The sequence below is a fragment of the Mesorhizobium sp. B283B1A genome (assembly GCF_020165735.1).
Classification (GTDB): Bacteria; Pseudomonadota; Alphaproteobacteria; order Rhizobiales; family Rhizobiaceae; genus Mesorhizobium; species Mesorhizobium opportunistum.
This window is the reverse complement of the sequence record NZ_JAIUIQ010000015.1, coordinates 127,423-140,174: the sequence shown is the minus strand read 5'-3', so window position 1 is coordinate 140,174 and position 12,752 is coordinate 127,423. Positions and strand designations below refer to the sequence as shown.

Annotated in this window: 12 protein-coding genes; all 12 read left to right on the top strand. The window is 58.1% G+C overall.

Features of this window, described 5'->3' with window-relative positions; translation table 11 throughout:
• Positions 1 to 18: 18 nt before the first annotated feature.
• The 12 genes from LB577_RS15435 to LB577_RS15380 all read left to right on the top strand — a co-directional run bounded on the left by LB577_RS15435 (position 19) and on the right by LB577_RS15380 (position 12,714).
• Positions 19 to 801, top strand: a complete 783-nt coding sequence (locus LB577_RS15435; RefSeq protein ID WP_224687346.1) for a transporter substrate-binding domain-containing protein — start codon at positions 19 to 21, stop codon at positions 799 to 801.
• A gap of 173 nt (positions 802 to 974) precedes the next feature.
• A complete protein-coding gene (locus tag LB577_RS15430; RefSeq protein ID WP_172832174.1) occupies positions 975 to 1,688 on the top strand; it encodes an ABC transporter permease in 714 nt (237 codons plus the stop codon).
• The gene (locus LB577_RS15425) at positions 1,688 to 2,494 is read left to right on the top strand and encodes an ABC transporter permease (RefSeq protein WP_224687345.1); all 807 of its coding nucleotides are present in this window, start codon (positions 1,688 to 1,690) and stop codon (positions 2,492 to 2,494) included. Before LB577_RS15430 ends, LB577_RS15425 begins: the two co-directional genes overlap by 1 nt.
• A gap of 44 nt (positions 2,495 to 2,538) precedes the next feature.
• Positions 2,539 to 3,459 (top strand): arginase, encoded by a 921-nt coding sequence (gene rocF / locus LB577_RS15420; RefSeq protein WP_224687365.1) that lies wholly within the window; start codon positions 2,539 to 2,541, stop codon positions 3,457 to 3,459.
• A gap of 3 nt (positions 3,460 to 3,462) precedes the next feature.
• Positions 3,463 to 4,536 (top strand): ornithine cyclodeaminase, encoded by a 1,074-nt coding sequence (locus LB577_RS15415; RefSeq protein ID WP_224687344.1) that lies wholly within the window; start codon positions 3,463 to 3,465, stop codon positions 4,534 to 4,536.
• Positions 4,533 to 5,519 (top strand): citrulline utilization hydrolase CtlX, encoded by a 987-nt coding sequence (ctlX, locus tag LB577_RS15410; RefSeq protein ID WP_224687343.1) that lies wholly within the window; start codon positions 4,533 to 4,535, stop codon positions 5,517 to 5,519. Before LB577_RS15415 ends, ctlX begins: the two co-directional genes overlap by 4 nt.
• 15 nt (positions 5,520 to 5,534) lie before the next feature.
• Positions 5,535 to 6,338, top strand: coding sequence for a dimethylarginine dimethylaminohydrolase family protein (locus LB577_RS15405; protein WP_224687364.1), 804 nt, complete (start codon positions 5,535 to 5,537; stop codon positions 6,336 to 6,338).
• Between the two features lie 529 nt (positions 6,339 to 6,867).
• Complete coding sequence (locus LB577_RS15400) at positions 6,868 to 7,320, top strand: 50S ribosomal protein L11 methyltransferase (RefSeq protein WP_224687342.1); 453 nt, start codon at positions 6,868 to 6,870, stop codon at positions 7,318 to 7,320.
• Positions 7,321 to 7,944: 624 nt separating this feature from the next.
• The gene (locus LB577_RS15395) at positions 7,945 to 8,709 is read left to right on the top strand and encodes an AraC family transcriptional regulator (RefSeq protein ID WP_224687341.1); all 765 of its coding nucleotides are present in this window, start codon (positions 7,945 to 7,947) and stop codon (positions 8,707 to 8,709) included.
• An 868-nt stretch (positions 8,710 to 9,577) separates the two neighbouring features.
• Entirely contained in the window at positions 9,578 to 10,798 is a 1,221-nt protein-coding gene (locus LB577_RS15390) for an acetyl-CoA carboxylase biotin carboxylase subunit family protein (protein ID WP_224687340.1), read from the top strand.
• A gap of 47 nt (positions 10,799 to 10,845) precedes the next feature.
• Positions 10,846 to 11,649, top strand: a complete 804-nt coding sequence (locus LB577_RS15385; RefSeq protein WP_224687339.1) for an SDR family NAD(P)-dependent oxidoreductase — start codon at positions 10,846 to 10,848, stop codon at positions 11,647 to 11,649.
• A gap of 45 nt (positions 11,650 to 11,694) precedes the next feature.
• Positions 11,695 to 12,714 (top strand): hypothetical protein, encoded by a 1,020-nt coding sequence (locus LB577_RS15380; RefSeq protein WP_224687338.1) that lies wholly within the window; start codon positions 11,695 to 11,697, stop codon positions 12,712 to 12,714.
• Positions 12,715 to 12,752: the final 38 nt, after the last annotated feature.

Sequence of the window (12,752 nt, the reverse complement as noted above, 5' to 3'; positions counted from 1 at the left end):
GACTTATAGGGGAAAACAATGAGAATACTTTCGAAACTGACGGCCGCAGCGGCAATCTTCTGCGCATCTACTTTGATGGCGCAAGCTGAACAGGTGAAGGTCGGAATCGCGGCCGAGCCCTACCCTCCATTCTCGTCCCTGGACGCCTCTGGAAAATGGGTCGGCTGGGAGATTGAGATCATCGGTGCAATCTGCGCCGAGGCAAAACTCGATTGTGTCATCACTCCGGTCGCCTGGGACGGGATCATTCCTTCCCTGACGTCCAAGAAAATCGATGTCATCATGAGTTCGATGTCAATCACAGAGAAGCGCAAGAAGACGATCGATTTCTCCGACAAGTACTATAGCGATAACGGGTACACGATTGCCGGTCCCAAAGGCGTTACAATTGATCCTACCCCTGAGGGCCTCAAGGGCAGGATTCTCGGTATTCAGGTCTCCACCAATGCCGAGGTCTACGCCAGCAAGCATTTCAAAGACAGCTTGGCCGAGATGAAGACGTACCAGACACAGGATGAGGCCAACCAGGACTTGGTCGCCGGCAGGATCGACGCCATTCTGGCTAGCCCGCTTACCATTGATCAATTCATGAAGACTGACCAGGGTAAGGCCTGCTGCGAGATAAAGGGCAAGGTTGCCAATGACCCCGAGATTTTCGCGCCGGGCGCGGGCGCGGGTCTGCGCAAGGGAGACACCATGCTCAAGGAAAAGATAAACGCCGCAATCAAGGGGATTCGCGCGAACGGGAAGTACAATGAAATTACGAAAAAGTACTTCTCATTCGACATCTACGGCGAATGACAGACGAAATTCTCCTGTTACGTAGACCCTCGAAATACTTCTGCCTGTTGAGTCGGAGGCAGGCGGCCTCCTTCGTCACGCACCAGTGAACGGCAGGCTCTTGGCGAGGGTCAATCCTCAAGGTGGAGGCGTTCTTGACCGATTCTGTCTTTTTGTCGCTGGCGCAGACCAGCATGTTCGAGTTGCTTGCACCTACGCCGCCTGGCTGGGGTGGAAATCTGGTTCGCGGATTCATTAATTCAATTGGGATCGGTGTCGGCGCATTCGCCTTGGGATTGCTTATTGGCATTGGCGGTGCCTTTGGCAAGCTTTACGGCGGACCTGTGCGCCGCGACTTGCTTCAAGTCTACACCACCCTCATCCGCGCGGTACCGGAACTTGTGCTAATTCTGCTTATCTATTTCGCAGTTCCGGACCTGATCAACCGCCTCCTCGATACTCTCGGTTACGGACGGATCGACGTCAGCGGGCCGATGGCAGGCATCGTTGCGCTCGGCTTCGTACAGGGCGCGTACGCAACGGAGGTGCTGCGCGGCGCGATCCTCGCGGTGCCGCAAGGCCAAATCGAGGCCGGACGAGCCTTTGGTATGAACCCAACGATGCTGATGCGACGCATTACTATGCCGGCGATGCTGCCCTTCGCGATCCCGGGTCTCGCAAATCTCTGGCTGGTTGCATTCAAAGGCACAGCACTTCTGGCCGTTGTGGGCTTCAATGAACTGACTCTGGAAACACGACAGGCTGCGGGCACTACAAAAGCCTATTTCACCTTCTTCATGGCCGCTGGCGTGCTTTATCTACTGCTCACTTTGATCTCCAACGTCCTCATCGGACGGGTCGAGCATTGGGCAAGGCGCGGCCGGCAGCCAATAGCGGAGAGCCGCTGATGGCCTATTTCACGACTGTTGCGGCAAACTGCCGCCCATTCGCACGGTTGGACCCACACCGCGTCGTATTGATCGTAATCGGCCTTGTCTTGATCACCGCAGCAGCCGTCTTCATGCGTTGGGACTGGTTGGCCGACTACTACATGCTTGCGATTGCTGGTTTATGGCGTTCGATCTGGATCCTCATCGTGACCTGCGTCTTCGGCTTCGTTCTGGCATTGCCACTTGGGCTCGCTCAAGTAGTGGGCTCTAGGTGGCTCAGTCTACCAGCGAAATCTTTCTGCACCGTCATTCGAGGCACACCGTTGCTTCTGCAAATTTGGCTGCTCTATTACGGGCTTGGCTCGCTCTTCCCGCAATATCCATGGATTCGCGAATCCGATATCTGGCCTCTCGTTCGCCAGGCGTGGCCATACGCTGTACTGGCTCTAACGCTGTCCTTTGCAGGCTATGTAGGCGAGGTTATGCGCGGTGCTTTTGCCGGCGTGCCGAGCGGCCAGCTCGAGGCGGCACGCGCGTTCGGTATGAACCGCTGGAAGCTTTTTCGCCGGGTCTGGTTGCCGCAGGCAATCCACAAGGCATTGCCCACGTTGGCTGGTGAAACAGTAATGCAACTCAAATCGACACCGCTCGTCGCTACTATCACGGTTGTCGACCTTTATGCAGTTTCAGCTCGCGTTCGCCAGGATACATTGGTGATATACGAGCCATTGCTTCTGCTTGCATTGACATACATGGTTCTCACGGGATTGCTCATATGGATTTTCAGCCGTATCGAGGCTCGCATCCCGGTTCGAGTGGGGTGACGCGCCGAACCAGCGCGCTGCCAGCAGCAATAGGGAGCGGCGACATGCTGTGTAGGATCGTTGGCGCGCCGGTCCAGGACGGGGCCGGACGCATGGGCTGTGATATGGGACCGAGCGCGTTGCGCGCCGCGGGACTCGCGCAGGCGCTGACGGAACTCGGCCATGAAGTGGAGGACGCAGGGGCGGTCGCGCCCGGACCGCTTCCGCCCGTGGCGCATGAGAACCTCGGCCTGAAGGCGCTGCCGCAGGTCTCGGCGTGGACCGGAGCGATCGCCGAAGCTGCCTATGCGGCGAGCCGGGAAGCAATGCCGATCTTTCTCGGCGGCGATCACAGTATCTCTGCCGGCACGCTGTCCGGAGTTGCCCTTCGTGCCAAGGAGTTGGGCCGGCCGCTCTTCGTGCTTTGGCTGGATGCCCACCCGGACTTTCACACGCTCGACACTACGGTCAGCGGCAACTTGCACGGCGTCCCGCTCGCCTACGCCAGCGGGCAAAAAGGCTTTCACGGCTATTTCCCAGATCTGCCAGCTGCGGTCGATCCGGCGCGCATCTGCACGCTTGGTGTCCGCAGCGTCGATCCGGCCGAGCGTGAGGCGCTGAAACTCGCCGGGGTGACAGTCCACGACATGCGCATGATCGATGAGCACGGGATCGCTCCTCTGCTACGCGCTTTTCTCCAGCGCATCCTGGCTGTGGACGGCATGCTTCATGTCAGCCTGGACGTCGATTTCCTAGACCCGTCAATCGCCCCGGCCGTGGGCACGACCGTGCCGGGCGGGGCGACCTTCCGCGAGGCGCATCTGGTGATGGAGATGCTGCACGATTCGGGCCTCGTCACCAGCCTCGATCTCGTCGAGCTCAACCCCTTCCTCGACGAGCGCGGCCGCACCGCGATCCTGATGGTCGACCTCACCGCCAGTCTAATGGGCCGCCGCATCATGGACCGCCCGACAAGGAACCACTGAACCATGCCCGAGAAGCTAAACATCGTTCCCTTCGTGAGCGTGGACAATATGATGAAGCTGGTTCTGACGATCGGCGTGGAGCGCTTCCTGACCGACCTCGCCGGCTATATCGAGGAAGACTTCGGCCGCTGGGAGCTGTTCGACAAGACGCCGCGAGTGGCGTCCCACAGCGTGGACGGCGTCATCGAGCTGATGCCGACGAGCGACGGCGAAACCTACGGCTTCAAATATGTCAACGGCCATCCCAAGAACACCCGCTCCGGCCGCCAGACCGTCACCGCCTTCGGCGTTCTGGCCGATGTCGGCAGCGGCTATCCAATGCTGCTCACGGAGATGACCATCCTCACCGCGCTCCGCACCGCGGCCATGTCGGCCGTCGCGGCGAAGCACCTCGCGCCGAAGGGCGTGCGCACCATGGCGATCATCGGCAACGGCGCACAGTCCGAGTTCCAGGCCATCGCCTTCAAGGCCATCGTCGGCATCGATCGACTGCGCCTCTACGACGTCGATCCTGCCGCCACGCGCCGCTGCGCGAAGAACCTCGCCGGCATCGGCCTGGACATCACCGCCTGCGCCTCCTCGCAGGAAGCCGTGGAAGGCGCCGATATCATTACCACCGTCACCGCCGACAAGCAGTGTGCCACCATCCTTACCGACAACATGGTTGGCCCCGGCATCCACATCAACGCGGTCGGCGGCGACTGTCCAGGCAAGACCGAGCTGCACCGCGACATCCTTCTGCGCTCCGACATCTTCGTGGAATACGCCCCACAGACCCGCATCGAAGGCGAAATCCAACAGCTCGCGCCCGAGCACTTGGTGGTCGAGCTCTGGCAGGTGATCGCCGGCAACGCGCCCGGCCGCCGCGACGAGCGCCAAATCACTTTGTTCGATTCCGTGGGCTTCGCGATCGAGGATTTTTCGGCCCTGCGCTATGTGCGCGACCGCCTCAAGGACACCGGACTCTACGAAGAACTCGATCTCCTCGCCGACCCGGATGAACCCCGCGACTTGTACGGCATGATCCTGCGCGCCGCCCAACCGGCTCCAGTGCGGCTGAGCGGTGCATTGGGATGAGCAAAGTATCCATGCAGGCGCCGAGGGCCGTCGTGATGATCCGCCCTCATCACTTCACGCCGAATCCGGTCACTGCGGCAGACAATACGTTCCAGGTGCGCGATGAAAAGCGGAAGCCGGATGATCTGGTCGCTCTGGCATATCAAGAAGCCACGCGTATGGCGGACGGCCTCGCTGAGGCCGGGATCACTGTCCACCTCTATGAGGATGAATCGGCCGCAACACCCGACTCCGTCTTTCCGAACAACTGGTTTTCGACCCATTCTGGCGGGCATGTCGCGATCTATCCGATGTACTCGGAGAATCGAAGGCAAGAGCGCCGGACCGACATCATCGAGATGCTCAAGGCTGAGTACCGGGTTCAGGATGTCATCGATTATTCCGGCCTCGAGAAAGACGGGGTCTTCCTCGAAGGGACCGGTGCGATGGTGCTCGACCACATTGCCCGTGTCGCCTACGTGGTGCGTTCCAACAGGGCCAACGAGGTTGCGCTCGAACGGTTCTGCACGCACTTCAATTTCGAGCCAATGATCTTTGACGCAGTCGATCGCAGCGGCAAGGCAATCTATCACACCAATGTCCTGATGTGCGTCGGCACCGATTTCGCGTTGTTAGGAGCGCAGTCGATCCCTGATTCCTGGCGGCGGCGGGAGATCGTCGCGAGGTTGGAGGAAACCGGTCGTCAGATCGTGGAGCTTTCGATCGAGCAGATCGAAGACTTCGCCGCCAATGCCATTGAACTGGAGGGCACGGATGGTCGCATTGTTGCCATTTCCGGCCGAGCACATGCGGCGCTGCAGGCGGAGCAGATATCGGCAATCGAGCAGTCCGCGCGACTATTGCCGTTCGATGTCTCGACGATCGAACTCGCGGGTGGATCGGTCCGGTGCATGCTTGCAGGGATTCACCTGTCGAGGCGCAGGGCGCAGCCCGCACAGACGTCATTCACCGCCCAAGCAAGCCGCACAGCGAAACACTACTGACAAATAGGATTGGCAATGTCGCAAAGCATATCGGTCTATCAGTTCAACTCCGCAATCGTTCGCGAACCCTCGATCTCGGTCGTCAACGGCCTACGCGCCGATGATCGGGGAGGTCCTACCTATGAAGGCGTCAAGGGCGAGCACGACGCATACGTTGCGGCCTTGCGGCATGCAGGTGTCGAAGTGACCGTCCTGCCGTCTCTTGAGGCCTTTCCAGACTCCCTGTTTGTCGAAGACCCGGCGCTCGTTTTCACCGGGGGCGCCATCCTGCTCCGTCCCGGCACGCCAAGCCGGGTCGCCGAGACCGCGGAGATCGCGCCGATCCTGCGCGATATGTTCGACACCGTGCTCGAACTCCCTACCCCGGGACAAGCCGACGGCGGGGATATCATGTACACCCCAAATAACGTCCTGATAGGCCTGTCCGATCGCACCGACAAGGCCGGGGCAGAGGCCCTTGTCTCCTGTATCGAGCAACTTGGCGGGAAGGCCAAGGTTGCCGAGACCCCGAAAGGCGTTCTGCATTTCAAGACGGCCTCCTCGCTGCTCGACGATGAAACCGTGATTTCGACCGCTGCCCTCGCGAAGGCTTCCGTATTCAAGGAATTCCGCCAGTTCATCGTCCCGGAAGGCGAAGAGCCTGCGGCGAACGTGCTGCGCGTCAACGACATCGTCATGGTCAGCGCGGGCTACCCGCGCACAATTGAGATGCTCGAAAAGGCGAGTTACAAGGTCGTGCCTCTGAAGACCTCCGAGATCGAGAGGATCGATGCCGGGCTTTCCTGTATGTCGCTGCGCTGGTACCGGGACTGCAGGTAGGTCATTCAACCCGCTCGTTGCCGCCGCAAACTCCAGACGACAAACAGAACTCGTGCTTTCCCCTCGATCGTTATCGTCGAGCCGCCACACTTTCTCTCCGGGTAAAGCGACGACGGACTTATGTTAGAAACCGTTTTTACCCCAGAGAATTGTCGGTCTCATGTCGGCTCGTCGCATCGCCGACCTCGTATTCGGCGACACGCTTGGAGCTTGAGGCGACCACCAGCTGGAAGACAACGAAAGATGACCGTGTCGTGGATTCGACAAATCGGCACTGAGTTCAGGTACCCGGCGGATTGCGAAAAACGAGATCAGAGCACTCTCTTGCAGGCGACGGAAATGGCAGGTGGAGGTCTCTACCGCTTGCGTGCCTTGGCACCATTCTTGCTGCCTCCCCTTCGCGAACCGCAACACTCATTCGTTCGTCTCAGAGGCTGACAGGGAGCCCTACAAACCGCGCGACTTCGTCGATCGCCGTCCGCGATGAGTGGCTTATTCACCCGCCACAAGGGTTCAGAAGGGTATTAAAATGCACAAAATCCCATCCCGCGCTCACGCAGATTCGCAGGTTCCCAACTGGCATTTCAGAATGATGCGCGACTCCGCACGAAACGCAGCAATAGAGGCGGCCATTGCATCCTGTAATCTCACAGGAAAGACCGTCGTGGAAATCGGGACCGGGGCTGGCCTTCCGGCGATGCTCTTCGCCAGGCATGGCGCCCGAAAGGTATTCACATGCGAGATGGATGAGCGAATTGCTGCGGCAGCGCGGGAGATTATCCGGAACAACGATTTGCAGGATCGCATCGTGGTGATTGCAAAGTCCTCAAGGCAAGCAATTCTGGACGGCGACCTTCCTTCGGCGCCTGACATAATTTTTACGGAAACCTTGGATTCTGGGGTAGTTGGTGAGGGATATGAATCGATAGCGGAAGACATCCGCCAAGTCGCCAGTTTTGCCGATGATCCAGACGCTACATGATCCGGCATGTCTCTCGCCAACCGTACTTTTCAGGATGATTATCTAGATCCAAGCGCTTTGGGCCGGTAGAACATCAAGTTGTAGTTCACAGTTCTGGCTTTTCCATGGAATGACCTCATATTTTGATGCCCAGCCCGGATTTGACCAAGGCGACGACACCGCTTCCAAACGCTCCTATCATGATCCTGCGCTGCCTGCATTCCCGCACCCATGCGCTCAGCGCTTTGCTTTCGCGGCTGTCGTTGGACTCGGACACAGACAACAACGATCAGCGGGCGGTCGGGGTGAGACTGATGCCGGCGCTCCCGCGCCAAATCGTTATCGGTAGCTACCGAGATGCCACAACTTGCATTCACGGCTTCACCTGTATGGGAAACAGTGCGCCAGCGAAAAACATCGCGCCTAGTCGCGCGGTTCGCCAACTTCAAGATTTCCAAAGCCGACCACAGAGCGAGCAAATCAAAGCCGGGCGTCAGATAAAGGTTACCATCCCGACATCTATCGGGGGACCAGTGATGGGCCATTTCAGAGGTCTCCGGCAGTGTTCTCGGCGCGACGCTTGGTAGTCAGGTCGCGCCCATGTGAACGAACAGTGGCATCCAAGAAAAGGACATCTGCGTCGGCATGGCAGTAGTTTTGCGACAAGGCACGATCCATCCCTACTCCGGGATGGCGCCAGGGAAGATCCGTGGGCCTTTGTCCGTCGGGCTCCTCCTGCTTAGCCGCTTTACGCTTGGGGCGTTCGCCAAATTCGTCGACGTGCTCCGCCTCGCCGCAGACGACGGCGACCGGAGCCGTCCCATTCGTTGCCAATGGCGTATCATCTCGCCCGACATGTCGCCGATCCTGTCGAGCTGTGGCGTCGCAATCACTTCCCATGAGAGAATTGGCGATCTCCGTCGCTTTGACTACCTTATTGTTGTGGGCGGTATGCTTCAGGAAGACAGTCTCCTGGTCGACACGCGTTTTGACGAGCATCTTCGGAATGCGGCCGCTTTAGGCATTCCCTTGGTGGCCCTGTGTACCGGTTCGTTTATCCTGCACCGGGCCGGCCTCATGGGCGGCTGCCGTTGTGGTGTCAGTTGGTTCCACAATTCGGATTTCCTTCGGCTTTTCGATGGCTTGCAGGCCGTGTCCGATAAGATCTTTGTAGTCGATCGCGATCGGCTGACCTGTTCAGGCGGCGCCAGTACCGCGCACTTGGCCGCGTATCTTATCGACCGACACCTTGGCGAGGGTCTCGCGGCTAAAAGCTTGCGGATCATGATGTTCGACGAGGCGGCGAAGGGTGAGACTGCCCAGCCGACGGGGAGTTTGGAAATCGTGGTTCGGGACGAGATCCTAAAACGAGTTGTATTGCTGATGCAGATCACCTGGACGTCCCGCTGACCATCGGCCAGATCGCCGGCAAGCTCGGCTTGAGCAAGCGGCTAGTCGAGCGTCGCTTCCGGTCTGAACTCAGGGCGTCTCCGCCAATAATATACATCCAAATTCGTCTCGACCATGCACGTCACCTGTTAGCACGGAGCCAAAAACAATTTCCACGATAGCACTTGAGTGCGGCTTTTGCGACGGCTCACATCTGGCCGTGTATTCCGCCATTGTTACCAGCAGACGCCCCAACTGTTCCGGCTCCAGAGCTTCACGAAGCAACTCTCGACCGGTTCTCTTCCAACTCCTGCAAGCGATTCGACAAAAATAGCGACACCCGCCAAACCTATGAAGAATTCCTACCCGATTAAACTTTAGGCCATGGCTGATCTGGCATGGCTTTTGCTGTGGGTCTGGTGACGTTCACTCAAACAGAGTTGATTCGCGCTCTATGCCAAAGGCTCCGCACAGCACCCGTCGCTTCACCCGCCCAGCAGGGCACAACCGGCGCCGGAAACGAACTCAAAACTGGATAGAAACTAGGAGGCAAGGTCAGCCGCGTCGGTCGCCGAATGGCCTTGGCGAGGCGCGCCGACCCATACACCAGGTGCGGATCACCAACTTATCACTAGCCACCCCCCGCGTCGGTAAAAAACCGGACTGGCGCGGCCGAAGCACGCCCTGTCCGACTTGGCAAAGACGCAACAAGTTTGAACGGCAGCCGCTGCAACAAACCTGCAACAAACCTGCAACAAAACTCGAAATAGAATTCGCAGAGTCTTAACGCCGCAAACTCGTTGATGATGGTAGCCTCCGGGCAAAGCTACGAAGATGCGACGATCCCTTCAGATCGCCGCACGGCACGCACCGAAGGAGTCCCCCGCCAATGGCAAGAGCGCTGATCCTGATTGGGGGCACGATAATGGGTTCGGGTCTGCTATACCTCCAGACTGCTCAGCATCTTGGCCTTCAGCCAATTGCCCTTTCGGACGATCCAACCCGGTATGACCACTTCGCGGCGAAAGGGGTTGAATCAATCCGTGTTGATACAGACGATCTGGATGCGCTGATCCACGAATGTTCCCGGCTGCGAGCGACTTATGAGATCGCTGGCATAACGGGCGCTGCCGATTCGTTTTATGCGACGGCAAGCAAGCTCTGTCGGCACTTCGATCTGCCTGGACCGAACCCGGAAGCTATCGAACAATGCCTCGATAAGTACACTCAACGTCAACTTCTGGCGGCCTCAGGCGTTCCGATGCCTGCTTACCGCTTGGCGGCCAATGCAGCGGAGGTAAGGGATTCTGCCGCGGAGCTTGGACTGCCGGTGATAGTTAAGCCTGCGGTGGGCCACAGCAGCGTCGGTGTCCGATTGTGCCGCACTCCCGATGAGGTCGCCGAACATGCGACCCATCTGTTGGGCGGGGAGCACATATGGCGGTCTTCACCAAGGATATTGGTCGAAGAATTCGCACAAGGCCCCTATTATTCCGCTGAGATAATGGGGGAAGAGGTCGTTGCAATTGGCACCGGTGACTTCGGCCCCCCGCCGCATTTCGTCTATCGTGAGTTCACCTTTCCAGCCCTGCTGAGCGATGACGAGCATGAGCGTATCGCCAATGTCTCGCTGAGCTGTTTGCGAGCTCTCGGCCTTGGCTGGGGACCAACGGGCATTGAATTCCGGTGGACGAAGCGTGGCCCGGTCGTCATTGAAGTCAACCCACGGCTACATGGCTCGCCCACTCCGAAGATGGTTCATCTAGCTTACGGTGTCGATCTCATCATCGAGCACATCAAGCTTGCCATTGGTGAGGAATGTGATTTGCGCAGAAGGCATTCGCACTTTGCGGCCACACGGATTCTGGTTGCTGATCGCGATGGCGCCCTTGATTGGATCGATGGGCACAGTCAGGCGGCCGCAGTATCAGGTGTTGCCGAGGTCAAGTTCTATGTTGAACCTAATGAGCAGATCGTCAGAAAAGGCGATTATCGAGATTGTATCGGACATGTAATCGCCGCCTCATCCAGTCTTCCTCACACCCAAGCGATCCTTCAGCATGCCGTCGACTTGATCGGTTGGTCAATCACTCCGATCAGTGCGAAGTGACCTTGGCCTAAACTAAATCAAGATAATAGCTAGAGCGAGTCTCTGCAATGTCCGATACAAATCGTAGTCCTGTTGACGCAGAAGAATACAAGGAGCTCTTCGGAGTTGGTGGCAAGGTTGTCTGCATTTCAGGCTCGAGCCGCGGTCTAGGGAAGTCGCTCGCCACCTGCTTTGGACGGTTGGGCGCGAAGATAGTTCTTTCCTCGCACAATATTGAAGAGCTGGCCGAAGCCGAGACCGAGCTTTCCGGCCAAGGAATCAACGTGACGGCCATCCGCGCTGATGTGCGGTCGCACGACGATTGCAAGGGACTGATCAGTGGCACTGTTGACCGGTTTGGGCGAATCGATGTGATGGTCTGCAACGCAGGTACGGACATAATTAAACCAGCGCATTTATATGAAGAGCCGGAATGGGATGAAATTCTCGATACCAATCTGCGTGGCTACTACTATTGTGCCAAGTTTGCCGCCCAGGCGATGCTGGATCAAGGCGGCGGCAGCATCATCATGACCTCGTCGGTCGCCAGTTCGCTCGGCGTACCGGGCCTGACTGTCTATGCTGCGAGCAAAGGTGGCGTCAATCAGCTGACGCGCACCATGGCGGTAGAATGGGCCAACAAGGGTATTCGTGTGAACGCCGTCGCACCTGGATTCATCAACAACTTCATGGACGGGGTGCATCCTAATCTCGATAGCCCTTATCAGCGCCGCGCAATGGATCTCACTCCGATGCGACGCCGCGGTGATTTGTCCGAGTATTCCGGGCCTTACATTTTCCTCGCGAGCCCAGCTGCATCATTCGTAACAGGCGAGATTCTCTATGTCGATGGGGGCTACGCCGCGAGCTGATCCAGGATGCTTCGAAGTTGTGGCGGTATTTGGAGGAGACTGGCAATGTTAAACACAATACCAGACGAAGTGAACTTTCTGGACTGCACCTTGCGCGACGGTGGCTACTACACAAATTGGGATTTCGCGCCGGAACTTGTGTCGGACTATGTCACTACTGTCAACACTCTCCCAGTGCGCATGGTCGAGCTGGGGCTCGCCGGAAAGCCCGAGAGCCGAGGATATTTCGCTAGTGTGACGAGCTCTAAGGTCGAACAGGTGGCTGACGGTCTTCTGGTCGATACATGCGTGATGATCGATGCCAAGGATGTGCTGGCGACCGAGCTGCCTATACCCTCTGGCGTGACCCGCCTGACAGAAGGACTAATGCCACATATCACGACCGTCCGCGTGGCGGCGCATTACAGCAACTTGACTGCCAGCCGGAACATTTGTGCTGAGTTGTCTCACATTGGCTTCCGTGTGTTTTTGAACCTCATGCAGATCGATGCAGCAAATGCTGGAGAAGTTGAAATGTGCGTGAAGGAGGTAAAGCAGATCGACACCATCGACGTGCTTTATATCGCCGATTCTTTTGGCTCTATGAAGCCGACTCGCGTTCAGGAAATTATCGGCCGGTTTGCGGGTCGAATTGAGCCTGACATTGGATTCCACGGCCACGACAACCGCGGATATGCGCTGGTCAATTCAGTGGCCGCCGCGACGGCGGGAGCGACCTGGATAGACTGCACCATGGGGGGCATGGGCCGCGGGGCAGGAAATACGGCTACTGAGCAGCTCCTACCGCTTTTCACTCGTCTCGAAACATCCAAGGAACGGGCACTCCTCGAGCACGTCCTGCGTCACTTCGATCCGCTTCGCAAACGGTATGGCTGGGGCAGCAGCGCGGCATATCAATTCGCGGGCTCAAACTGCATCCATCCGTCTTACGTTCAAAAGCTACGTGAAGGCGGGGCTTTGTCTGACGCGGCAATCATCAGGCGCCTTTCGGACCTTCCCGCCGATGAACGGATGAGTTTTGCCAATGAAAAGCTGTCGGCGCTGATAGCGCAAGGCATCGCCTGACCAGATATCTCTGTTGATGCCCTTTCCCCCCAACTTGG

What these genes read in the sequence shown, in the direction of transcription:
- LB577_RS15395 (WP_224687341.1), top strand. Translation starts at nt 7,945, where the DNA reads ATGGCAGTAGTTTTGCGACAAGGCACGATCCATCCCTACTCCGGGATG.
- LB577_RS15405 (WP_224687364.1), top strand. Translation starts at nt 5,535, where the DNA reads ATGTCGCAAAGCATATCGGTCTATCAGTTCAACTCCGCAATCGTTCGC.
- LB577_RS15385 (WP_224687339.1), top strand. Translation starts at nt 10,846, where the DNA reads ATGTCCGATACAAATCGTAGTCCTGTTGACGCAGAAGAATACAAGGAG.
- LB577_RS15425 (WP_224687345.1), top strand. Translation starts at nt 1,688, where the DNA reads ATGGCCTATTTCACGACTGTTGCGGCAAACTGCCGCCCATTCGCACGG.
- LB577_RS15430 (WP_172832174.1), top strand. Translation starts at nt 975, where the DNA reads ATGTTCGAGTTGCTTGCACCTACGCCGCCTGGCTGGGGTGGAAATCTG.
- LB577_RS15390 (WP_224687340.1), top strand. Translation starts at nt 9,578, where the DNA reads ATGGCAAGAGCGCTGATCCTGATTGGGGGCACGATAATGGGTTCGGGT.
- ctlX (WP_224687343.1), top strand. Translation starts at nt 4,533, where the DNA reads ATGAGCAAAGTATCCATGCAGGCGCCGAGGGCCGTCGTGATGATCCGC.
- LB577_RS15415 (WP_224687344.1), top strand. Translation starts at nt 3,463, where the DNA reads ATGCCCGAGAAGCTAAACATCGTTCCCTTCGTGAGCGTGGACAATATG.
- LB577_RS15400 (WP_224687342.1), top strand. Translation starts at nt 6,868, where the DNA reads ATGCACAAAATCCCATCCCGCGCTCACGCAGATTCGCAGGTTCCCAAC.
- LB577_RS15435 (WP_224687346.1), top strand. Translation starts at nt 19, where the DNA reads ATGAGAATACTTTCGAAACTGACGGCCGCAGCGGCAATCTTCTGCGCA.
- rocF (WP_224687365.1), top strand. Translation starts at nt 2,539, where the DNA reads ATGCTGTGTAGGATCGTTGGCGCGCCGGTCCAGGACGGGGCCGGACGC.
- LB577_RS15380 (WP_224687338.1), top strand. Translation starts at nt 11,695, where the DNA reads ATGTTAAACACAATACCAGACGAAGTGAACTTTCTGGACTGCACCTTG.